Raw genomic sequence first — 24,048 nt, 5'->3', positions numbered from 1 at the left:
TAAAATAAAATGATTTTTAAAACACAAAGCCAATGTTAAAAATTATCAGGATAAATTATTTATCATAATATAATTGAATCATTGGTATTAGGAAAGGCGGTTGGAGCGTTTGGGGCGTTTCGCCGCCTTTATTGTTTAAATATCCTGCTTATTAATTATTGACAAAATTTTTAAAATCAAATAAGAATTGAAAAATAAATTATTCATTCCAGCCACTTTAATTACCATTTTATTAGCCACTTTCTTTTTTTTATTCTATTCATATAAACTAGAAAGGCAATTTAAAAACCCGATAAAGCTTATGCTAGGAAATTCGGCGGCAGATATAAACAAAATTGACACCCTCAACATTATAAAAATAAATGAATCGGCATTAAACTTTCGATTTACAAACCCTCAAAAAACAATCAGTCTAGCCAATGATGCATTGAAATTATCAAAATCAGCAAATTATGTGAGAGGAATTGGGGAATCGTTTAGAGTAAAGGGAATTGGATATTACTATTTAAGTGATAATGAGAAAGCTATTCGCAATTATTTAGAGGCATTAAAGCAATTTACATCAATAAATGACCTCAACAAACAAGCGAGGGTTTATAATAACATAGGCCGACTTTATGGAGCATATGATCCTTATAAATCACTGGATTATTATACAAAATCACTAAAAATAGCGAGTAAACTAGGTGATCAAGAATTAAATTCAGGCCTATGTTTTAACATTGCCAACATATTACAATCTCAATCAAAATTTAAACAGGCGCTTTTATATTATAACCGCAGCAATAAAATATTTGAATCGAGAAAAGATACTATTAACATGATTATAAACTACCTTTTTACTGGGACAGTTTATCACCAATTGAAAAATTATAAAGAAGCAGAATGGAGAATTAAAAAAGCTATAGAAGGGGCAAAAACAAAGAAATTATACCCAACACTGGTTGATTCTTATACCTGTTTATCTAAAATTTATATAGAACAAGGCAGATTTTATGAAGCAGAAATAAACATTCAAAAAGGCTTCAAATATTCAGAAATAAACGAAAATAAAGGTTTTTCATACAATTTATTACATGCTGCTTATCAGCTTGAAGGAGCAAGAAACAACTTTAAAAATGCACTAAAATACTTAGTCCAAATACATAAATACGATAGTCTCCAATTATCAAAAAATCAAATTGATAATCTTGGAAAAACCACAAGAAATCATCTTCAAGAACAAAAAATTCGAGAAAATGAAGTAATAATTGAAAGGGCGAGTCAAATAGAAACATTGTTTTGGTGGACTATTACCATCATACATTTATTGATACTTTTTACTTTTTTAATTGGTATGGGCACATATTTTGTACTTCGAAAAATAAGAAGAAGAAAAGATATTGAAATAGAAAATAGAATTACAATGCTTGAGCAAAAAACGCTCCAAGGCATGATGAATCCACATTTTATCTTTAATGTTTTAAATACGATTCAGTATTTTATTAATCAGGATGATTCAAAAGAGGCCAATAGAATACTAACCTTATTTGCAAGATTAATGCGAAAGCACCTTGAAATTTGCCTAAAAAGTTCTATCACGCTAGAAGAGGAAATAGAATATCTTTCTTTATACCTATCTATCGAAAAAATTAGATTCGCAGAAAAAATGGATTATGAAGTAAATATTTCAGAAAACATCAATCCAGAAGAGATAATCTTACCTCCTCTTCTAATTCAGCCTTTTGTAGAAAATGCAATTTGGCACGGTATTATACCCAAAGAAAGTAAAGGATTAGTAAATCTTAATTTTAATTTTCAAAACAATCAACTTGAGATAAAAATTATAGATGATGGAGTTGGGACTAAAAATTCAAAAAGCAATAAATCAAGCAATCATATTAGTCGCGGTTTAGAACTAATCCAAGAAAGAGTAAAACTTTTAAATAAACTAAGCAATAAGAAAATTGTTATTAGCAATATAGAGACGGTAAAAATAGGAACACAGATTTCGATAATTATACCAATATAAAAAAGGAAGCATCTCTGCTTCCTTTAACATAAACCAAAACTAAATATCAAATTATTCTTATAAAGAAAAGAAGATAAAATTTAAAACATTAACGATAAAATGAACTTATTATTATACCAAAGCATAAAAATAATTCAATGATTTTATTTTTTTTAAAAAACATCTTTTTGAATAAAAATCATTGTGTTATGTTTGTCCATGAGTTTTGAGAAGCCACAAATTTTTATTGAAGCATTAATCTTTGCGTCAGACAAAAGTATAACTGAAGACGAAATTTTTCAGGTCTTGTCTGATATCATGGAGGAGCCTTTAAAGATTGAAGGTATTAGAGAACACATTGAGGGTATCAGAAATAAGTATCAAGAATTAGATCTTGCAATAGAATTAGTTCAAATTAATGGGGGTTTTCAATTCCTCACTAAAAAAGACTATTATCAAGTTGTAAACCAATTGCAGATACAAAGGTCGAAGAAAAAATTAAGTCAGGCGGCACTCGAAACCCTTTCTATAATTGCCTATAAACAGCCAATTACAAAGTTGGAAGTAGAGCAAATTAGAGGTGTTAATTGCGATTATACAGTACAAAAACTTCTTGAGAAAGAATTAATTAGCATTTCAGGGAAAGCGGATAGTGTAGGAAAGCCGCTTTTATATAGTACGAGCAGTTTATTTATGGATTATTTCGGAATAAATTCAACAAAAGATCTTCCACAGATCAATGAATTAAAGTCTGAAACAAATACAATTGGCGAGCAAACAGAGTAAAAAAACAATTGAAAAAAAAGTTAAAAAATAGCTTTTGAAATTCAAATTCTTCTTAATTTTATAATCATAATAAACCACGAATAAAGTGTAAATTTCTAAAGATGAAGTCGCCAAAAAAAACAACAAAAAGCGAAGGACCAAGCAAAAAAGCTGGTAAAGGTCCAGTGAAGGAGCAAAACAATTTGACAGATCCTAAAGAATTAAATCGCCCAATACTGGATGAGGACGATGATTTTGACATCCCACTCGATGATGATATTCAGGATTTCGACAGTTTCGATGATGACGACGACGACTTTTAATTATAAAGCCATCATTACGTATTCAGGCATCCAGTTTACTGGATGCTTTTTTTAATTAATTCCAAAGCAAAATGATTTTAAAAGAAGTCAATAATTCAATTACAGCCACAGAATTCCTAAATGTAGCACGCGAACTATATAAAACTGATCAGTTTTGGGTTTGCCCACTTGATAAAGATATTGAGGCAGTGTTTGACCCCAAAAAAAACAATTTCCATTCACATGGAATATGTACAAGATGGGTATTAAAATCAGAAAATGGCGAACTTATTGGGCGTATTGCAGCATTTATTAATGAAAATAAGGCGTATCAACCGGCACAAGCGACCGGTGGTATAGGTTTTTTCGAATGCATTAATGATACAAAAGCTGCCAATTTGCTTTTTGATACAGCAAAAAACTGGCTATCTGAGCGGGGCATGAAGGCGATGGATGGACCAATTAACTTTGGGGAAAATGATAGTTTTTGGGGCTTATTAATTGAAGGCTTTACTACTCCATCCTATGGAATGAATTATAATCACTCCTATTATCAAAAATTATTTACTGATTATGGATTTACAGTCCTTTATGAGCAGATAACAAATCATTTAGAATTAAGAAAGCCTTTTCCAGAACGTTTTACTAAAATCGCAAATTGGGTTGCCAATAAACCTGGATATACATTCAAATATTTAGAAGTTAGTAAATTGGAGTCCTTTGCAAAAGACTTTGTTGAAATATATAATGATGCTTGGCAAAATTTCGAAAATTTTGTCCCACTCGAAACCAAGGGCATATTAGAAAGTTTTAACAAGATGAAAACTATAATGGACGAAAAGCTAATTTGGTTCGCATACATTAATAATGAGCCTGCTTCGGTTGTAGTTATAATACCAGATGCAAATCAAATGATTAAAAGCTTTAATGGTAAACTAGGCATCATTGAAAAATTAAAGTTTCTGTATTATCGTTGGAAAGGAGTTAATAGAATGAGGGCCGTAGTAATGGGAACAAAAACTGCCTTTCAAAAACTAGGCTTAGAGTCAGCATTATTTATTAAGTTAAAAGAATATGTAATTCCCAAAAACCAATATGAAGAATTGGAGCTATCATGGGTAGGAGATTTTAATGATAAAATGCTTTCAATTCATGAAGCTACGGGCGCAGAATTTGGCAAAAAGCATGCTACGCTAAGAAAAATATTCTGAAAAGGAGAAATTCAGATAGAAATGAAAGATTGAGAAAATTTAAATCTGCCTCAAATCGCTCATTTTAATCATTAAACTAGTCCAAAAAACCTGATTTCAAATTCCGGAACTCAAATTCCAAAAAAACATTTTTTTGATATAAATCAAATCGATATTTAATTTATGCAAAATTACATAAATTAAATATTGTGTTAATAAAATTAGGATAAAGAAAATTTAGTGTAATTTGGATTTTTAGGCAGTAAAATCCAACCTTGAGATGAAAACCTCAATTAAAATAAAGATTAGAAAGAGTTGGACTACTAAATAGAGGAATTTATTTGATAGGTGAATTTTATTTTAAAAACAAAATCCACCTATCTAATAATATTAACTATTACTTTTTGTAGGCACGAAGCTCTTCATATAACTCAATAATCTTCTTCTGAAGATCAATTAGCTCAACCTCACGCTCATGAAGCTTTTGAGTAAGGTTTTCAACCTCTGTGTTGTAGCTTTCTAAACCTTCCTGATCATTAAATGTAAGAAGTTGAACAACAGACATTTCGAATAATTTCGAAATTTGCTCAAGTCTTGATAAATTAATATCAGTAATGCCAGTTTCAATTTTCGAAAAGGCTGGTATCGAAATTTCTAATTGTTTAGCTACATCCTCTTGGCTCCAGCTTTTCTGATGTCTTAGTAGGCGAATTTTTTTTCCTAACGTTTTCATGTGTTTGTTTTTTTCTTGGTAGAATAATTTTTATGGTAATACATTTTAATAACCTTTCAGCGCATTTTACAAGGCACTGAATTGAAATTTTATTTCTTTCTAATTGAATAACAAGGCAAAAGCAATATTGTTTTAGTTAATTTTTAAAAATTAACCAATAATTAGAATATAATGTTAAACGAAATTCAAGCATTAAAGTTTTGAAAAAATTAAAATATTTTCTTAGGTGTTTAATTTTTGAAATTTCGCTTTAAAAATATAAATAAATTGTTTCACTAGGTATTCAAAAAGATAACTAAAGGCATAAAATTACAACAAAATAATTTAATTATTCTGCAACAATATATATTGAATCAACAAAAAGAATGATAATTTAAGTAAAATGAGTAAATCTACTCATTCGAAAAAATGAATTTAGCTGAGACCCAGGTATTAAGCATTTTGTGTTCAGAATATTCAAATCCAATAGATTCACATTTTTGTTTTATTATCTCTAAATCAGGATTTTCATAAAAACCACTTAAAAAAAGTACTGTTCCATCCTTAGACACTTTTGCATAGGTATCTAGTTGATCCAATAATATATTTCTGTTAATGTTTGCTATGATGGTATCAAATTTATAATCTGGAATAACCTCTTTAGAACCACATAAAGCTTCGATATTTGTAATTTCATTAAGGACAGAATTTTCAAGGGTGCTATCATAGCAAATATCATCATAATCAATTGCCAAGACCTCTTTTGCACCCATCTTGGATGCCAAAATCGCCAAAATGCCTGTCCCACAGCCCATATCAAGCACCTTTTGACCTGCAAAATTTTCGTCCAGCATAAATTCAATCATCAACGCTGTAGTTTGATGATGACCAGTTCCAAAGGCCATCTTAGGATCAATCACAATTTCATAGTCAAATTGTGCTTTTGGCTCATGAAAAGTAGCTCGAATATAACAACGATTTGCAACCTCAATTGGCTCAAAATTACTTTCCCAGATCTCATTCCAATTTTGGTGTGCTATACTTGTAGATTCAAATGTAAAAGAGAACATCTCCTTAAAAGTTTCTTTTAAGTGCTCAATAGACTCTTTATTAAAATCTGTTAAAGGAATATATGCCTTAAAACCATTCTCAATATCCTCGAAAGTATCAAAACCTATTTCAGATAATGCATTGATTAACAAATCTTTATGAAACTCCTCTTTTGAATTTAGAAGAACTAATACTTCATTATAAACCATGCCTAGTTTAGCGCTTTAATAATATCTACAAAATCTCTAGCCTTTAAAGAAGCCCCGCCAATTAAACCACCATCAATGTCTGCTTGCGCAAAAAGCTCAGCAGCATTTTTAGGGTTACAACTACCACCGTATAAAATAGTTGTATTGTCAGCTAATGTCTGTCCATATTTTTCAGCTAATAAAGTACGAATGAATAAATGGATTTCTTGAGCTTGCTCCGGACTAGCAGTTAAACCCGTGCCTATTGCCCAAACAGGCTCATAGGCAAGTATTAATTTGCTGTAGTTAGCTCCATCAAGGTGAAATGAAGCTTCAGAAATCTGTTCTTTAATCACATCAAAATAAGTCCCGCCATTTCTCTGCTCCAAGGTTTCTCCAATACAAAATATTGGAAATAGGCCGTTCTTTAAAACCACATCTAATTTTTGAGCAAGCAGTTCATTTGATTCTGAGAAATACAGTCTACGCTCCGAATGACCAATAATAACATACTCGGCACCACTTGAAGCTATCATGGAAGCTGATATTTCACCAGTATAGGCTCCACTATCTGCCTGATGACAGTTTTGAGCACCAATAGATAATTTAGAACTTCCCTCTAAAGATTTGGCGAGGCTACTTAAATGAATACTTGGTGCACAAACAATTACTTCTTGTTCTCCACTAAGTTCTACCTTAAGAAGTTCCTGTATTTCATTAAATAGTTGAATTCCTTGATTTAAATCCAAATTCATTTTCCAGTTGCCGGCAACTATGTTTTTCCTCATTATTTATTTCTGTTTAAAATCTTCTATATTTTTCAGTAAGTCCGAAAATATGACTTAATATTTTTTGTTCTATTTCGTTAAAATCAGCTCCCCTTCGTTTATAGGCTTGAGTTGCCGTTTCAAAAACACGCTTTAAAGGATAAACTTCAAAGCCCTGATTTCCACCCCATGAGAAATCTGCCACAAAATTTCTAGGGAAACCCGATCCAAATAAATTAGTGCTCACTCCTACCACCGTACCAGTATTAAACATGGTATTTATGGCACATTTAGCATGATCAGCCATTATTAATCCACAAAACTGTAATCCTGTTTTACGAAACCTTTCACTTGTATAATCCCACAATCTAACCTCAGCATAATTATTTTTCATATTGGAATTATTGCTATCAGCCCCAATATTACACCATTCGCCTAGGACTGAATTTCCCAAATAACCCTCATGACCTTTGGCTGAATTGGCAAAAATGACCGAATTATTTATTTCACCACCAGCTTTTGAATGAGGTCCGATAGTAGTCATGCCATAAATTTTGGCACCCATTTTTAAAATTGCATGATCACATAGTGCAAAGGAACCTCGAATATGGCAGCCTTCCATAACTATGGTATTTTTCCCGAGATAAATCGGACCTGTTTTGGTGTTAAATGTAGAACATTCAGCATCTACCCCGTCCTCCACAAAAATATTATCACCAAGAATCGTGTTTGTGCCACTTAAAGAAGCAGAGCTACGCCCTTTAGTGATTAAATCAAAATCCTTTCTTATCTCCTCTCCATTGAAAGAAAATACATGCTCAGGAAATGATATTCTATTGTAGGGTAAATGATATTCAATTTTACGAAAAGCTGCTAGTGAATTTAAATCGAATTCTTTAGCATCCGTTTCATTCAATCTTAAAGCAATTAATAATGAATCAGAAAACAGAGCCTCACCATCCTTTAATGAACTAATTGCCGAAAGTAGATCTTGATCTGGGCAAAATGCAGAATTGATAAAAAGATTATCATTCCCTATTGAAATTGGATATTTCTCTTGAAGATAATCAACTGTGAGATAGGATATTTCCAAATTTAAATATCGCTTCCATTTTTCAGCGATAGTCAAAATCCCAACCCTAAACTCAGAAATAGGCCTGGTGTATGCCAAAGGCAATAAATTGGCACGAAACTGATCGTCGAAAAGAATGATACCCATAGCACAAAAATAAAAAAAGTCCCGACCTTATGAGTCGGGACCTCTATTATTATTATAAAATAATTATTTCTTTTCGTAACGGGTACGGAACTTATCGATACGTCCTGCAGTATCAACTAGTTTCATTTTACCTGTGTAGAATGGGTGTGAGGTATGAGAAATCTCTAATTTAACTAGTGGATATTCATTACCATCTTCCCATTTAATACTTTCTTTAGTATCAATACAAGATTTAGTTAAGAAAGAATATTCGTTAGACATGTCCTTGAACACAACTAATCTATAATTTTTGGGATGCAATTCAGCTTTCATCTTCAATACTTTTTAAGAGGTGCAAATATAGCAAAAAATACATTTAGTAAAAAGGATTTTTGAAAAATATCTTAATTAAATGATATTAATTGCTTCAAAAACGATTTTTTAGGCTTTTAAATCCAAAAAACAAGACAAATTTTAACTATTTAATTTCCTGACAAAGCTCTATTAAAACGCCATTTGATGATTTTGGATGTACAAAACATACCAATTTATTATCAGCACCTTTTTTAGGGCTATCATTTAAAAGCTGGAAACCCTCCTCTTTCAAGCGAGCCATTTCTTTTATAATGTCATCAACGGCAAAAGCGATATGATGAATGCCTTCACCACGTTTTTCGATAAATTTATTTATCGGACTATCGGGTGAGCTCGCTTCCAGCAACTCTATTTTACTTTCGCCAACTTTAAAGAATTCAGTAATCACCTGTTCGGAAAATACTTCCTCTTTTTTATAGCTAGAGATACCTAAGAGGCGTTCATATACTGAAGAAGAATCCTTTAGACTTTTGACTGCGATACCGATGTGCTCTATCTTATCCATAATCATATTAATATGGCATAAAAATGACTATTTTATCTATACCTACATAGATAAAATTGATAATTACTGAAAAAAATATTTCATATCTTTGTATCAAATTTAAAAAGACAATAAAAAACTCAAAATGGAACTTCCTATATATTTAGATAATAATTCTACAACTCCCATGGATCCACGTGTTTTGGAGGCTATGTTACCTTATTTTAATTCAAAGTTCGGAAATGCAGCAAGCCGTAATCATGCTTTTGGATGGGCTGCAGAAGAAGGAGTTGACTATGCACGTGAGCAAGTTGCAAAGCTTATTGGAGCGAATGAAAAGGAAATCATTTTTACTTCAGGAGCTACAGAATCAGATAATCTTGCTATTAAAGGTGTATTTGAGATGTACAAAGACAAAGGAAATCACATCATTACCTGCGTTACAGAACATAAAGCTGTTATAGATGCTTGCAAGCATGTTGAAAAACTGGGTGGTGAAGTTACCTACCTTGGTGTTAAAGCAGATGGCATGATTGACCTCGCTGAATTAGAGGCAGCAATGACTCCACAAACTATTCTAGTTGCAATCATGTACGGGAATAATGAAATCGGTGTTATTCAGCCAATTAAAGATATTTCTGCTATTGCTCATAAACATGGCGCATTATTCATGTCGGATGCAACACAAGCTGTTGGTAAAATTCCTGTTGATGTAAATGCTGATGGTATTGATTTAATGGCATTCACTGGTCATAAAATGTACGGACCAAAAGGAGTTGGTGCACTTTATGTTCGTCGTAAAAATCCAAGAGTTAAAGTTACTGCTCAGATGGATGGCGGAGGCCATGAAAGAGGAATGCGCTCTGGTACTTTAAATGTTCCAGGAATTGTAGGTTTAGGAAAAGCCGCAGAAATTTGTCGCTTAGAAATGGAACAAGAAGCTAATCGTCTTTCAAAACTACGTGATAAATTACAAGCTGGACTTACAGTACTTGAAGAAAGTTATGTAAATGGAAATGTTGATCACCGCTTACCACATGTAGCTAATATTTCTTTCAAATATGTTGAAGGAGAGGGATTAATGATGGCTATGAAAGATTTAGCCGTTTCATCTGGATCTGCCTGTACATCAGCTTCTCTAGAACCTTCTTACGTTCTTAAAAGTTTAGGCCTTTCGGATGATTTAGCGCACTCGTCAATTCGTTTTGGCTTAGGACGCTTCACTACAGAAGCAGAGGTTGATTTTGCGATCGAACAAACTTTAAAAGCTGTAAACCACCTCCGCGATCTTTCACCACTTTGGGAAATGTTTAAGGAAGGGGTTGACCTTGATAAAATTGAGTGGGCAGAGCACTAGGACTGGAGTAGGGAGCAAGGAATAAAGAGCAAGGAACAAGGAATAAGGATTAAAGAGTAAGGAGTAAGGAATAAAGAGTAAAGAATTAGGAAATGTAGTAGTGAATTAGAATATAGTATCTTTAATAAAAGATTTCTAAATACTATCTACTAATTTGGAGCAAGGAATAAGGAGTAAAGATTAAAGACAGGTAATAGTGAAGTAAAATATAGTATTTTTAATTATACATTTCTAAATACTATCTACTAAATACTAATTTGGAGTAAAAACAGTTAATAGTGATGTAGTATATAGTGTCTTGATTTACACATTTCTAAATACTATCTACTAAATACTCCCTACTAATTTGAACTCCTAAAAATGTCGCCAGCCTGACAACTGACAACTGACAACTGACAACTGACAACTGACAACTGATAACCGACAACTGATAACCGACAACTGGTAACTGACAACCGATAACTGATAACTGACAACCGATAACTGACAAAAATAAATTAAACACAAAACCAGATAACTGGTATTAAATATAAACAAAATGGCATACTCAGAAAAAGTAATAGATCACTACACCCACCCACGTAATGTTGGAACGCTTGATAAAAGCAGCACAAAAGTTGGTACTGGTTTAGTTGGAGCGCCTGAATGTGGCGACGTGATGCGTTTGCAAATTGAAGTAGATGAAAATCACATGATTACTGATGCAAAATTCAAAACCTTTGGTTGCGGATCAGCAATTGCATCTTCTTCTTTAGCAACTGAATGGTTAAAAGGTAAATCAATTGATGATGCAATGAAAATCGACAATATGGATATTGTTGAAGAATTAGCATTGCCTCCAGTTAAAATTCACTGTTCAGTATTAGCTGAAGATGCGATTAAGGCAGCAATTAATGATTACCGCGTAAAAAACGGTCTTGAAGCATTAGAATTGCCTAAATCTCATCACTAAAAATTTTTGGCTTAAAATCCAGAAATCTTTATAAAATTTAAGATGGTAACTGTAACAGAAAAAGCGAAAAATAAAGTTGAACAACTGATGGCTGAGAACCAACTCGATAAGAGTTATTTCTTACGTGTGTCTGTTCAAGGTGGGGGTTGTTCTGGTTTATCATACAAAATGGATTTCGATAATGAAGAAAAGCCTGGAGATCAATTTTTTGAAGATCAAGGCATTCGTTTAGCACTCGATATGAAATCATTTTTATACCTCGCTGGTACAGAACTTGATTTTTCAGACGGTTTAAACGGTAAAGGCTTTAACTTCATTAATCCAAATGCATCAAGAACTTGTGGATGCGGAGAAAGTTTCTCTGTGTAATTCACTAGTAATCAGTTCTTAATATTATTTATTGATCAAAATAAAAAAACAAAAGACTCATTTATGAGTCTTTTGTTTTTTTAGAGGTATTCTGTTATACTTGTTAATTATAAATTTCATACACACTCAAAATGAATTCAATTACAGAATCTACTACCGTTCCGCAATTAATCAGAAATGTAGTCGGGTATGTTCACGATGAAAACACTACCTTTTTACTTCATAAAGTAAAAGAAAGCTGGGTAGAACTTAGCTATAAGCAAGTACTAGATACAGCAGATGCTATTTCAAGCTATTTTCTTGAAATGGGAATTAACAATGGTGATCGTTTAGCACTAATTATTGAAAACTCGGTCGATTGGGTTTACTATGACCAAGGATTACAGCAAATTGGAGGTGTCAATGTATCGATCTACCCTACCCTTTCTGAGACTGAAATTGAATATATTTTAAATGATTCAGGAGCAAAAGCGCTTCTAGTTGGGAGTCCTTTTTTGCTCAGGAAAGTTATAAAAATCGCAAATAACTGTCCAAACCTACAACGTATCATTCCTGTTTTCGATGATTATCAAAAATATCTACCCGATAATGCTTTGAACGCTGGAGTTATCAATTTCAAAAACCTTATTGAAGAAGGAAAAAATACTTTAGAGCAAAATAAAAAACAAATAGAAATAGCTAGAGAAGCCATACTCCCAACAAATTTAACCTCATTAATATACACTTCGGGAACAACTGGAACTCCAAAAGGCGTTATGCTAACCCATTCTAATTTTGTTCAGAATGTGAAGGTATGCTTGCAGCAGATTCCTGTAATCAATAAAGACGACCTTTTCCTTTCATTCTTGCCATTATCTCATGTTTTTGAACGTACTGCTACTTACCATGTTTGCTGTGCTGTAGGAAGCAAAATAGCCTTTGCACAGAGTCTTGAGCTTTTAGCAAAAAATATGGCTGAAGTTAAGCCTAGCGTTATGAGTTGTGTTCCACGTTTATTGGAGCGTATACACGATAAAGCGATGAAAAATGGTACATCTGCCGGCGGAGCAAAAGCTAAAATATTCTTATGGGCTATCCAAATTGGAAAAGAATACCGTGAGATTCATGAAGCAGGCAAAAAAGCGAATTTCATTTTAGAAACGAAAAAAGCATTAGCAGAAAAGCTAGTTTTCAGCAAAATAAAAGAAAAAACTGGCGGAAGATTAAAATTCATGCTCTCTGGTGGAGCTGCACTACCTAAAAATGTGGGTGAATTTTTCGGGAACTTAGGAATTAAAGTTCTAGAAGGATTCGGATTAACTGAAACATCACCAGTAATGTCGGTAACCGAATACCACCGTCAAGTTTATGGTACTGTAGGCCGAATTATTCCGGGTATTGAAGTCGCAATACAAGATGTTGAAAGCAAAAAAATTATTTGCATTCAAACACATGAAAGCTTTGACGAGAATTTTGAGTGCGGAGAGGGTGAAATCATTGTCAGAGGCCATTGTGTGATGAAAGGATACTGGAATAAGCCATTAGAGACTGCAGAAGTGATTGATTCGGATGGCTGGTTTCATACCGGTGATGTAGGGCGTTATTTTAAAGGCAACCTTCAAATCACCGATAGAATCAAAAATATGTTGGTAAATGCTTACGGGAAAAATATTTATCCTACACCAGTAGAAAACACTTATTTAAAAAGTCCTAAAATCGAACAAATATTTTTGATTGGTGATAAGCGTGAATACGTGACAGCTATCGTAATTCCTTCAAAGGAAGTATTGCAAGAGACTTTCAACTTAAAGGAAGAGTTTTTCCAGGAGCAAGATTACTTTATCAGAGACCAAAAAATCATAGACTGGTTGAATGAAGATATCCGAAAATATTCCAATGAGCTAGCTAAGTTTGAGCGTATGAAATCCTTTTTAGTTAAAAGAAATCCATTTAGCATAGAAGAAGGAGAAATTACGCCAACAATGAAAGCCAAGAGAAAGGCAATTGAGAAAAAATACGCTGACGACATTACTTCTCTCTATTTACAAGAAACAGAAGCAGATTAGACAAGAAATTCCATAAAAAACCTCTTTAAACAGAGGATTTATGGAATTTTCTAAAATTTTCTTAATCAAACATCAACAGCATGCACGTAAAAGATAGAATCTGTACGTGCTTTTTTGTATTTTTGCAAAAATTTTAAATAAATGAGCATCGGATTATCTGAATTGGAGATTATGCGCCGTGAGGCCTTAGTTGAACTACGCAACCTTGGTATTGACCCCTACCCACCTGAAGCATTTGAAGTAAACGCATTTGCAAAGGATATTTTAGATAATTACGAACGCGATAAAACATCCTATAAAAACATCCGTTTTGCTGGCCGTATAATGAGCCGCAGGATAATGGGAAGTGCCTCATTTGCAGAGCTACAAGACTCAACAGGAAGAATTCAAGCCTATATTAACCGTGATGAAATCTGTCCCGGAGATGATAAAACTCTTTACAATACTGTTTTTAAGAAACTTTTAGATATTGGTGATTTTGTAGGCATCACTGGATATGTTTTTACCACTAAAACTGGTGAAATATCCATCCACGTAAGTGAAATGAAAGTTTTATCTAAGTCGCTGAAACCTCTTCCAATCGTAAAACGCGATGATGAAGGAAATACATACGATGGCTTTACCGATCCTGAAATGCGTTACAGACAACGCTATGTGGATCTAACTGTAAATCCTGAATTCAAACAAATTTTCATGAAGCGGTCGAAGGTGATAAACACCATGAGATCGTATTTTGATGACCAAGGATGGATGGAAGTAGAAACCCCAATCCTACAGCCTGTACACGGTGGTGCTGCAGCAAGGCCATTTAATACACATCATAATACCTTAGATATGCCTCTTTATTTGCGTATTGCAAATGAATTGTACCTCAAGCGACTCATTGTTGCGGGTTTTGATGGGGTGTATGAATTCGGTAAGATGTTCAGAAATGAAGGCATGGACCGAACACATAATCCAGAATTCACTTCCATGGAGATCTATGTTGCATACAAAGATTATATCTGGATGATGGGCATGGTAGAACAATGTCTAGAAAAAGTGGCCATTGCAATCCATGGTAAATCAAGCGTAAAAGTTGGTGAACATCTAATTGAATTTGCTGGCCCTTACGAAAAACTATCCATGTATGACTCCATCAAGAAGTTTACAGGAATAGATGTTTCGGCAATGGATGAGGATACCTTAAGAGCTACTTGTAAGCAATTAAATATCGAAGTTGACCCAAGCATGGGTAGAGGAAAACTTATTGATGAGATCTTTAGTGAAAAGGTGGAGGAGTTTTTAATTCAGCCAACTTATATCACCGATTATCCAATTGAAATGACTCCCCTAGCAAAGAAACATCGTAGTCAGGAAGGACTTGTAGAACGTTTTGAGCTATTTGTAATGGGCAAGGAGATTGCCAATGCATATACTGAGCTAAATGACCCTATCGATCAACGTGAGCGCTTAGAAGAGCAATTACTGCTTGCAGGACGCGGCGATGAAGAAGCGATGGCTATGGATGAGGATTTCCTTAGAGCTTTGGAATATGGAATGCCGCCAACATCTGGTTTAGGAATTGGAATTGACCGTTTAGTTATGTTAATGACCGATCAAAGCACCATTCAAGAAGTTTTATTCTTCCCGCAAATGAGGCCAGAGAAAAAGGTTAAACAAGCTTCAACAGAAGATTTTATTGCACAGGGAATTCCCGCAGAATGGATTCCTGTTTTAAACAAAATGGGATTTAAAACTCTTGAGGAACTAAAAGCAGCTAATCCTAATAAAGTATTTAATGACCTTGGCGGGATGCGCAAAAAGATGAAACTTGAAATTACTATGCCAGCAAAAGAGACAGTCTTAGAATGGTTTAGTTAACAGAAAGATAATATTAAGATAAAGGCCATTTAACTGAAATTAAATGGCCTTTCTTTATTTTTGAGAAAAAATAAAATGATAAAATCAAGTATTGAAATTTCAGATCAAGAATATCTAATCAAATTAAATAAAGATGAATTTGATCTTAACTTTATTAAGAATCTGGTGAAGAAAATCAATTTTGAACAGAATCAAATAAAGAATAATACAAGCAGTGACCTAGAAGATCTTAAATTTTCGGAGTTAAATTATAATTCATTTATTCGCTTTGATTGCCTAAGCGATAAATAAACCATTAAAACTGGCGATAATTACGCTGCTGCACTGTACGGTCCATCTGACCCATCTGCTCCTTCATCATTTTAATCTGATCAGCTAATAATTTATTCTTATCAGCTTTCTTAGCCTCCTGAAGGTATAAAGTTGCTTCTCTTTTATTTCTCTTAGCCATGGCAATACCTGCTAGACTTAATTTTGCAAGTGCAATATTATGATCCATAGTCATACCTAAACTTAAAGCTTTCTTAAAATACTTTTCAGACTGCAAAGGCGCTTTACGCGATTCGATAAGTCCGATAAGCAAATTATAATAACCCTGCTGTCCACTAAATAACTGTGTTTCAGCATTTTTAATGCGATTTAACCAAATGGCAGCCTTATCCATATTATCTTTACGTAAATAATATTGTGCGATAAGCATGTATTCATTATAAAAGAAAGTAACTGCGATTAAAATAGAAAGGAAAACTGAGAGAATTCCCCAACCCCAAAATCCAAAAACCATTAAAGCTACTGCTGCACCCAACACAATGGCTGCAAATATCAATCTGATGTAATTAGGCATTATCTTTTTATCTTTTTATTTGAGCACAAATATCCGTTTATTTGAGCGTTTAACCAATATCTATCTAATAAAATATGGAATTTCAAATTGAAAGCAGCTGGAAGCTTATCCTGAAGGATGAATTTGAAAAAGATTACATGAAAAAATTGGCACACTTTATCCAAGAGAAATACGATAAAGAAATTCAAATTTCACCTCCTAAACAACTGATATTCAATGCTTTTAAACACACTCCATTTGAAAAAGTAAAGGTAGTAATACTTGGACAAGATCCATATCATGGATTAAATCAAGCAAATGGATTAGCATTTTCAGTCAATAAAGAAGTTGCAATACCGCCCTCACTAAAAAATATTTTTAAGGAGCTTCAATCAGAATATCCAGAATTTAGATATCCCACACATGGAGATTTGAGCTCATGGGCAGACCAAGGTGTCTTATTATTAAATGCAACGCTTACCGTTGAAGAATCTTTAGCAGGATCGCATCAAAATCAAGGCTGGGAACAATTTACTGATAGAGTGATTCAAGTTTTATCAGAAAAACGGACAGGGATCATCTTTTTACTTTGGGGAAAATATGCACAAGCAAAAGCACATCTAATTGATTCAAAAAAACATGTAATATTAACTGCGCCACATCCTTCTCCCCTTTCTGTATATCAAGGATTTTTGGGATGCAAACATTTCATCAAGACCAACGAAATCTTAAAAAAAGCTGGGATAACACCAATAAATTGGCAATTAAGCTAATTTAGGAGTAAAGTGTAAAAATTATAATTAATATTCTAATGGGACTGCCGGCTCCTTCTTATTGGTCGACATAATCATCATGGTTTGGAAAGTTTTTACAACCGATATTTTACTAATCTTATCCATAATTAAACGTTCATAAGATTTAATATCCTTTACATAAGCTTTAAGTAAAAAATCACATTGACCGGTAACGTGGTGACATTCCGTAATTTCCTTAATAGCTGCAATTTCTTCAAGAAATACCTGAATAGTATTGTTTTTATGAAAATCAAGTTGAATTTGAATAAAGGTTTTTATTCCTAAACCGAGCAATTCTTCATCTACAAGAGCATGATAACTCTTAATATAATTTGATTGCTCCAATTTTCTTACACGCTCGAGCGTTGGAGCTGGCGATAGACCTACTTCATGAGAAAGTTGAAGATTAGTTATCCTTCCATTCTCTTGTAAAATTTTTAAAATTCTAAGATCTATTTTATCAAGTTCGATTGCCATAATAAAACAAAAATAAAAGTTTTAAAGCATAAAGCCAAATTTAATTTTAAAAATAGCCCATAAAATTAGCATATATTTTTCGTTTTAAATTTTTAGATTAGTCTAAAAAAATAATTAGATTTGTTTAAGTCTAATTATATGCATTCATTCACTGAAGAAAATTATTTAAAAACGATTTACCATTTAAGTACCACTAACAGCTTGGTGGTGAGCACAAATCAAATTGCAGAGATAACTAATACCAAAGCAGCCTCTGTAACCGATATGTTGAAGAAATTATCCGACAAAAAGCTAATCAATTATATTCGTTATCAAGGAGTTACATTAACAGAAAACGGCAAAAATGCCGCTTTAAATATTATCAGGAAACATCGTTTATGGGAAGTGTTTTTAGTCGAGAAACTTGGCTTTAAATGGGATGAAGTACATGACATTGCAGAAGAGTTGGAACATATAAATTCAGAAATGCTAATAAATCGTTTGGACGATTTTTTAGGAAATCCATCTGCAGATCCTCATGGGGATCCTATTCCCGATCGTAAGGGTGCTATTCAGCAGAAAAAAATGATACGGATATCGGAAATGAATCAGAGTGAATGTGGAATTATTTCAGGAGTAAGTGAGCACTCCTCAATATTTTTGAAATTATTAGATAAACTAGGCCTAACACTCGGAACACATGTTTTAGTTAGAGAAAAAATTGAATTTGATGGCTCAGTCATCATACAGATAAACGAGCAAATTGATCAAACAATTAGTCGCGAGCTTGCCAAAAATATTTTAATTATGCTATGAGTAATAAAGATGAGTCCTTAAGTGAAGTTCATGCTTCAGTAAACACTGCTGGAAAAACAGGATGGAGAAAATTATTCGCATTCATTGGACCTGCCTATTTAATCAGTGTAGGTTATATGGATCCAGGGAATTGGGCTACCGACATAGCTGGTGGAAGTCAGTTTGGGTATAAACTGATTTGGGTGCTACTTATGTCGAATTTGATGGCGCTTTTACTGCAATCATTGAGCGCTAGGTTAGGCATTGTTAGGGGACTTGATTTAGCTCAGGCATCTAGAAATACCTATCCCAATTATATCAATTACCCTTTATATGTTTTGGCACAAATTGCCATTATTGCTTGTGATTTAGCAGAAATCATAGGTATGGCCATCGGTTTAAATCTTTTATTTGGCTTACCCTTAATTTGGGGAATTTCGATTACTATTCTAGACACCTTTCTCTTACTTTTTTTAATGAATAAAGGAATGAGAATGATGGAAGTATTTATCGTTTCAATGGTATTTATTGTGGGAATTTCCTTCCTAACTGAAATGTTTATTATTAAACCTGCAATTGATGAAGTTATTTCAGGCTTTAAGCCATCCATTTTATCGGGCAATGCTTTATATATAGCCATTGGGATTATTGGTGCTACTGTGATGCCTCATAATTTGTATTTACATTCATCTCTAGTTCAAACAAGAAAAATTGAGCGGACAACAAAAGGCATCAAAGATTCATTAAAATATAATTTAATTGATACTGCTGTTGCCTTGAATCTAGCTTTTTTTGTAAATGCTGCCATTTTGATTTTGGCTGCTACTGCTTTTTATAAAAACGGATTATTTGAGGTGGCTGAGATTCAAGATGCCTATAAACTACTTGACCATATTTTTGGATCTGTAGCACCAACCATGTTTGCCATTGCATTAATAGCGTCGGGGCAAAGCTCTACCATAACAGGAACTTTGGCAGGACAAATTGTGATGGAAGGACATTTGAGACTAAGAATCCAACCCTGGATTAGACGATTATTGACAAGATTAATGGCTATTGTGCCAGCATTCTATACCATACTTCATTTCGGGGAAGATGCACTTGGCGGACTCCTTGTGTTAAGTCAGGTAGTATTAAGCTTACAATTGGGATTTGCGGTCATACCCCTTATACATTTCAATTCAGACAAAGAAAAGATGAAAGAATTTGCGATTAAACCTTGGGTAAGGGTAGTCGCATGGCTAACCGCATTAATTATAGTTAGTTTAAATGTACAATTAGTTGTTGAAGAGATTGGATCTTGGATAAAAAGTACAACTATAAATATATGGTGGATTTATTTATTAGTTATACCAGTTATTTCCTTAGTTTTCGCATTGCTAGTTTATGTGTTTTTGATGCCATTTTTCAAGAAACCTGAGCTCTTGTCATCAAATGTACCACATGGCGAAGCTTTAGAAATTGATGAAATAAAACCTATTACTTATAATAAAATTGGTGTTTCCGTTGATTTTTCCAAGAATGATAGAAATACATTAAGACATGCGCTTTTACAAGGCGGTAAAGATGCAGAGTATCATTTAATCCATATTGTAGAAACGGCAGGTGCCAGATTTCATGGTGAAAAGGTATTAGATTTTGAGACACAAAGTGATACCGAGAATTTGGAAAAGTATAAATCAAACTTAGTTGATTTAGGTTATAAAATTGAGATAGCTATCGGTTATGGAAGTCCGGCAAAGGCTATTTGTGAGGTGGTAAAAGCAAAAGAATTAGATCTTCTGGTCATGGGTGTCCACGGGCATTCAGGTATTAGCGATTTAATATTTGGCACTACAGTAGAAAAGGTGCGTCACCAGGTCAAAATACCTGTTTTAATTGTGAAGTAATTGAAGCCAAATAAAAAGGGCAGATTCATTGTTTTGAATCTGCCCTTTTATTGTACAATTAAGATTGGAATAACGTTATTGATAATCAAGCATCCACATCTTCTTGTTTTTATATTTCTCTCTCATCTTATTGATGATTTTATGCACCTCCTCATAGCTTTCATATTTAGCAATTGCTAATTTATAGTGCTTACTTTTATCTTGTAATGGTGCTATAAGATATACAAGAGTGTTTAACTCCTTAGATAGCTCATCAGCACGTTTTACAGCAACTTGTTCTGTTTCCCAGCTCTCTTGTACTAAATAGTAGCCTCCACGATTAGACTCATTAACCAAAGCTACTGAGGCGTTAGTGGTATCTGATGAATATTTAGTAACTCTATTTGGCTTAAGTCCTTCTTTGGTTTTTTGCTCTACTTTAGGTGCTAACACTTGAGACTTATTTTCAGAAGATTTTTCTGCTTTTTGAGCTGATTTATCTTCTACTTTTTGTACTGGTTTTTGAGTTACTTTTTCTTCTACTTTTTGACTAGGTTTTTCCTGTAACTTTTGCACTGGTTTTTGAGTTACTTTTTCTTCTACTTTTTGAGCAGGTTTTTCTTGTAACTTTTGTACTGGTTTTTGAGTTACTTTGTCTTCTACTTTTTGAGCAGCTTTTAAACTATCTTTTGCAGCTATAATCTTCTTGCGAAGGAACTCTATAAGCTGTTCAGTACTTGTGATATATGTGAGTCCTTCAGGAAGTTCATAATCCTTATTAACATCCGGGTAAAGTTGCAAAGAAAGAATACTACGTCTATTTTGCTCATGCAATAATTCAGGACAATCTACACCTACCCCACAAGGATTTACCAATTCTTTCCTACCACGCCATTCTAGAGTCATAACATTTTCATCAACACCCTTATTTTTCAGGTATTTAGCAGCAGACTGTGCTCTTTTCTTTGATAATCGTTCGTTATAGGCATCTGATGCTCTAGAGTCGGTATGCGAAGTGATATTCATACCAAAGTCCTTAAACAAACCTAAAACATCTGATGCTACATTAAGTTTTAATGCAGCGTCTTCACGGATAGCATGTTTATCTAACTCATAATAAATGGTATCAATTGCAATAACTTGTTTGTAAGGAATAGGGATTAAAGTATAGTTAACCTCTTGCTCCTTGCCCTCACCACGCACTTTCAATGGTATTCGAGCAGGGAAATAACCTTTCTTTTTAATTGATACTGTATAATCTCCTGCTTCAAGTTCTGACACCTTACCATCGGTAATTTTCATTAGCAACTCCTTTCCATCTGCACCTAGGATCTTCAATTCTAAATCCTGCGACCCATCTAATATTCCTCCACCCTCAGTCATTACGCGCATTTTATAGCGATCATAAAGCATTACCAAGCTGTAAATATCATCCCTACTTTCGCTCTTACCTCGATCTGAACTTATGTATTTTTCGCCTGCACCATCCACGAAATAACCAAAATCATCTTGTTTAGAATTATAAGGAATTCCCATATTTCTAACTTGCGATTGCAAATTCAAGTTTGTGGTATAAATATCTAAACCTCCAAGACTTTCTGAACGATCAGAAGAGAAGTACAATTCATTCTGATGAATATATGGAAATACCTCATTGGCTGGTCCATTAATCTGCGAACCTAAATTAACGGCCGGTCCATAAGCATCACCTATAAGTTCAGCATAGTATAAGTCAAAACCACCACTACCACCGGGCATATTTGAACTAAAATAAAGTTTATTATCATGCACAATACCATGCATTACACCATATGTTTTGGGCTGATTGAATGGGAGACTACTCACTCTAACAAAGCTCCCATCTTCGTCAACTTCAGCACGATATAAAGCTGGATAAGCTTCCGTGATGGTCGATTTTCGGGATTGCTTTTGACGTAAAACAGCAGTAAAAATAACCTCTTGTTTACTTTCTTTCACATCTTGTTGCTTAAAAAACGAAGGCATACTTAAATGATAAACCCCATCTAAATCAACAGATACAGGTGCAATAGACCCATTCCCAGAATCACGAAATATACCATGGTAACCACGATCGTTCAAACGGTAGCGCTCTTGTGTTGACATACGCTTACGAGCATCCAAACGCAAAGACTTCTTTTGTGTTTTAGCTTCTATTGCTCGATCTGAGACAAAATAATATTCTCCATCCTTTACAGTACTTAGTCCGTAATCCGATCCCAACTGATTGTATCGTTCCAAAGGACGAAATTCAATACCCTTGTTCATGGGAATAGAAGCATTTCCATAAACTAAAGCACGCTCTTGCTCACTTAAAACAATAGAAGATTTTTGTAAATCTCTACCAGAAAGAATGGTTGCACGTGCATAAGAAATGTAGTCGGAACGATCTGTTTGCTCAAAATCTATAACCTTAGACCACCATTCGTATGCTTTCTCATAAGACTGGATATAATCATAGCTTTGAGCTGCACGCTTTGCTGCATAATAAGTCTTCTTAGTTTGATATGCCTTTGCATATTGAGAACCGGCATGTTCATACCGTTTTAAATTAAATTCTATATCTGCATAACGTAATAAGTTACGTTGTGCCAAAGCGCTAGTTGATACCAATAGAATCGATAAAAGCACCAATATTTTTTTCATATTCTTCATTAAAACCATCTTGGATTATAAACAATTTCTTTCCTACTCTTTAAATAAAAACCAATAGAGAGTTCATGTGATTGGTGTTTGTAGCTACTCAAAGTATTTAGATTATGATCATAGGCATAACCTACACGAACACCTGAAGTAACAAAATACTCCATAATAAAAGCAACTGCATTTCGCTTACTTAAATCACTTTGTAATTGGTCATTTAACAAACGAAAATTAGATCGGTATGATCCTCCTAACCAAACCTTATCCATAAATAACACCATGGCATTAAGATCATAATTTGTTGGAGAACCCTTTACATGTTTTACTAGTACAGATGGCTTAACTTTGACATCATCATTAATTGGCACCAAGCCACCCATTGTTAAAAAATAATGAGTATCATTAAATGATGTAGCAAAATCTTGTTGTTGCAATTTAGCTGAACGACTACCTATTAAATTATAAGCAGCTAAACCAGCATAAAAATAATCATTATGGTAAAATAGACCAGTATTCACCTTTGGAGAAATACGTGATATTCGTTGCTCAGGAAGGTAAGCATCATCTGGATCAACTGTTACAATGCCTGATGGATCAAAAATATTTTGAGAAATACCTGCACTCACACCCAAAGATAAACGACCTTGATCGCCCGTATTGATACGGTATGCATAGGTTAGCATTCCTAAATTACTTTCGGTCAAACCAATTTTATCGCTAACATAAGAAACACCGAAACCCATTTTGCCTTCATTGGCACTTAAATCAGCTGTAACCGACATTGTTTTAGGTGCGCCTGGTAAATTTACCCACTGACTGCGATAAGTTGACTGAACATAGCCTTCATTTTTATAACCTGCATAACCTGGATTGACATGCAAGCCATTAAAAATGTATTGACTGAACTGAGGAAGTTGCTGAGCTTGTGTTGCTGTATAAAGATGCAACACTACTATCATACAAAATATCCTCAAAATACTCCTTTTAATCATTTTTTTATTTTTATTACTCTAATTAGAAAAAGCCAGCAAGCGCTGGCTATGT

General features: G+C 33.8%; 23 protein-coding genes. 13 read left to right on the top strand and 10 right to left on the bottom strand.

Going from position 1 to position 24,048, the window contains the following annotated elements; genetic code table 11:
- Nucleotides 1-187: 187 nt before the first annotated feature.
- From QZ136_RS05745 to QZ136_RS05730, 4 genes are all read left to right on the top strand, one after another.
- A complete protein-coding gene (locus QZ136_RS05745; protein WP_291401336.1) occupies nt 188-2,011 on the top strand; it encodes a histidine kinase in 1,824 nt (607 codons plus the stop codon).
- A 198-nt stretch (nt 2,012-2,209) separates the two neighbouring features.
- Nucleotides 2,210-2,776, top strand: coding sequence for an SMC-Scp complex subunit ScpB (gene scpB / locus QZ136_RS05740; RefSeq protein WP_291401333.1), 567 nt, complete (start codon nt 2,210-2,212; stop codon nt 2,774-2,776).
- Between the two features lie 101 nt (nt 2,777-2,877).
- Entirely contained in the window at nt 2,878-3,078 is a 201-nt protein-coding gene (locus QZ136_RS05735; RefSeq protein ID WP_291401331.1) for a hypothetical protein, read from the top strand.
- A 71-nt stretch (nt 3,079-3,149) separates the two neighbouring features.
- Entirely contained in the window at nt 3,150-4,268 is a 1,119-nt protein-coding gene (locus QZ136_RS05730) for a GNAT family N-acetyltransferase (protein WP_291401329.1), read from the top strand.
- A 376-nt stretch (nt 4,269-4,644) separates the two neighbouring features.
- Here the strand turns inward: QZ136_RS05730 and QZ136_RS05725 are convergent, their stop codons facing one another.
- The 6 genes from QZ136_RS05725 to mce all read right to left on the bottom strand — a co-directional run bounded on the left by QZ136_RS05725 (nt 4,645) and on the right by mce (nt 9,042).
- Nucleotides 4,645-4,980, bottom strand: coding sequence for a helix-turn-helix transcriptional regulator (locus tag QZ136_RS05725; RefSeq protein WP_291401327.1), 336 nt, complete (start codon nt 4,978-4,980; stop codon nt 4,645-4,647).
- A gap of 392 nt (nt 4,981-5,372) precedes the next feature.
- Nucleotides 5,373-6,218, bottom strand: coding sequence for a 50S ribosomal protein L11 methyltransferase (prmA, locus tag QZ136_RS05720; protein ID WP_291401325.1), 846 nt, complete (start codon nt 6,216-6,218; stop codon nt 5,373-5,375).
- A gap of 2 nt (nt 6,219-6,220) precedes the next feature.
- On the bottom strand, nt 6,221-6,985 hold the full coding sequence (gene tpiA / locus QZ136_RS05715; RefSeq protein ID WP_291401323.1) for a triose-phosphate isomerase: 765 nt from the start codon (nt 6,983-6,985) through the stop codon (nt 6,221-6,223).
- 13 nt (nt 6,986-6,998) lie between these two features.
- Entirely contained in the window at nt 6,999-8,183 is a 1,185-nt protein-coding gene (locus QZ136_RS05710; RefSeq protein ID WP_291401321.1) for a putative sugar nucleotidyl transferase, read from the bottom strand.
- Between the two features lie 63 nt (nt 8,184-8,246).
- The gene (locus QZ136_RS05705; RefSeq protein ID WP_291401318.1) at nt 8,247-8,495 is read right to left on the bottom strand and encodes a type B 50S ribosomal protein L31; all 249 of its coding nucleotides are present in this window, start codon (nt 8,493-8,495) and stop codon (nt 8,247-8,249) included.
- Nucleotides 8,496-8,640: 145 nt separating this feature from the next.
- Entirely contained in the window at nt 8,641-9,042 is a 402-nt protein-coding gene (gene mce / locus QZ136_RS05700; RefSeq protein WP_291401316.1) for a methylmalonyl-CoA epimerase, read from the bottom strand.
- 124 nt (nt 9,043-9,166) lie between these two features.
- On the opposite strand from mce, the gene QZ136_RS05695 reads away from it, so the two are divergent.
- The 6 genes from QZ136_RS05695 to QZ136_RS05670 all read left to right on the top strand — a co-directional run bounded on the left by QZ136_RS05695 (nt 9,167) and on the right by QZ136_RS05670 (nt 15,898).
- Nucleotides 9,167-10,378 (top strand): IscS subfamily cysteine desulfurase, encoded by a 1,212-nt coding sequence (locus QZ136_RS05695; RefSeq protein WP_291401314.1) that lies wholly within the window; start codon nt 9,167-9,169, stop codon nt 10,376-10,378.
- Nucleotides 10,379-10,916: 538 nt separating this feature from the next.
- Nucleotides 10,917-11,330 carry a Fe-S cluster assembly scaffold IscU gene (gene iscU / locus QZ136_RS05690; RefSeq protein WP_291401312.1) on the top strand — a complete coding sequence of 138 codons (414 nt, stop codon included), beginning with the start codon at nt 10,917-10,919 and terminating at the stop codon, nt 11,328-11,330.
- A gap of 42 nt (nt 11,331-11,372) precedes the next feature.
- On the top strand, nt 11,373-11,699 hold the full coding sequence (locus tag QZ136_RS05685) for an iron-sulfur cluster assembly accessory protein (RefSeq protein ID WP_291401310.1): 327 nt from the start codon (nt 11,373-11,375) through the stop codon (nt 11,697-11,699).
- A 131-nt stretch (nt 11,700-11,830) separates the two neighbouring features.
- Nucleotides 11,831-13,744 carry a long-chain fatty acid--CoA ligase gene (locus QZ136_RS05680; protein ID WP_291401308.1) on the top strand — a complete coding sequence of 638 codons (1,914 nt, stop codon included), beginning with the start codon at nt 11,831-11,833 and terminating at the stop codon, nt 13,742-13,744.
- Nucleotides 13,745-13,885: 141 nt separating this feature from the next.
- A complete protein-coding gene (lysS, locus tag QZ136_RS05675) occupies nt 13,886-15,607 on the top strand; it encodes a lysine--tRNA ligase (protein WP_291401306.1) in 1,722 nt (573 codons plus the stop codon).
- 75 nt (nt 15,608-15,682) lie between these two features.
- A complete protein-coding gene (locus QZ136_RS05670; protein WP_291401303.1) occupies nt 15,683-15,898 on the top strand; it encodes a hypothetical protein in 216 nt (71 codons plus the stop codon).
- Nucleotides 15,899-15,902: 4 nt separating this feature from the next.
- Here the strand turns inward: QZ136_RS05670 and QZ136_RS05665 are convergent, their stop codons facing one another.
- Entirely contained in the window at nt 15,903-16,451 is a 549-nt protein-coding gene (locus tag QZ136_RS05665; RefSeq protein WP_291401301.1) for a DUF2892 domain-containing protein, read from the bottom strand.
- 74 nt (nt 16,452-16,525) lie between these two features.
- On the opposite strand from QZ136_RS05665, the gene ung reads away from it, so the two are divergent.
- Nucleotides 16,526-17,203 carry a uracil-DNA glycosylase gene (gene ung, locus QZ136_RS05660; RefSeq protein WP_291401299.1) on the top strand — a complete coding sequence of 226 codons (678 nt, stop codon included), beginning with the start codon at nt 16,526-16,528 and terminating at the stop codon, nt 17,201-17,203.
- Between the two features lie 27 nt (nt 17,204-17,230).
- Here the strand turns inward: ung and QZ136_RS05655 are convergent, their stop codons facing one another.
- On the bottom strand, nt 17,231-17,701 hold the full coding sequence (locus tag QZ136_RS05655; protein WP_291401297.1) for an Lrp/AsnC family transcriptional regulator: 471 nt from the start codon (nt 17,699-17,701) through the stop codon (nt 17,231-17,233).
- 138 nt (nt 17,702-17,839) lie between these two features.
- Here QZ136_RS05655 and QZ136_RS05650 point away from each other — a divergent pair, with 138 nt between their 5' ends.
- Together QZ136_RS05650 and QZ136_RS05645 are read left to right on the top strand one after the other, a co-directional pair.
- Nucleotides 17,840-18,496 carry a metal-dependent transcriptional regulator gene (locus QZ136_RS05650; protein ID WP_291401295.1) on the top strand — a complete coding sequence of 219 codons (657 nt, stop codon included), beginning with the start codon at nt 17,840-17,842 and terminating at the stop codon, nt 18,494-18,496.
- Nucleotides 18,493-20,364, top strand: a complete 1,872-nt coding sequence (locus QZ136_RS05645) for an Nramp family divalent metal transporter (protein ID WP_291401293.1) — start codon at nt 18,493-18,495, stop codon at nt 20,362-20,364. Before QZ136_RS05650 ends, QZ136_RS05645 begins: the two co-directional genes overlap by 4 nt.
- A 75-nt stretch (nt 20,365-20,439) precedes the next feature.
- Here QZ136_RS05645 and QZ136_RS05640 read toward each other — a convergent pair whose 3' ends face one another.
- Complete coding sequence (locus QZ136_RS05640; protein WP_291401291.1) at nt 20,440-23,007, bottom strand: OmpA family protein; 2,568 nt, start codon at nt 23,005-23,007, stop codon at nt 20,440-20,442.
- Between the two features lie 8 nt (nt 23,008-23,015).
- Nucleotides 23,016-23,996 (bottom strand): type IX secretion system membrane protein PorP/SprF, encoded by a 981-nt coding sequence (locus QZ136_RS05635; protein ID WP_291401289.1) that lies wholly within the window; start codon nt 23,994-23,996, stop codon nt 23,016-23,018.
- Nucleotides 23,997-24,048 lie beyond the last annotated feature (52 nt).

This window comes from Daejeonella sp. (assembly GCF_017495225.1).
Classification (GTDB): domain Bacteria; phylum Bacteroidota; class Bacteroidia; order Sphingobacteriales; family Sphingobacteriaceae; genus Daejeonella.
Note: the sequence above shows the minus strand (reverse complement) of the source record. Positions and strands in the feature narration are given on the sequence as shown.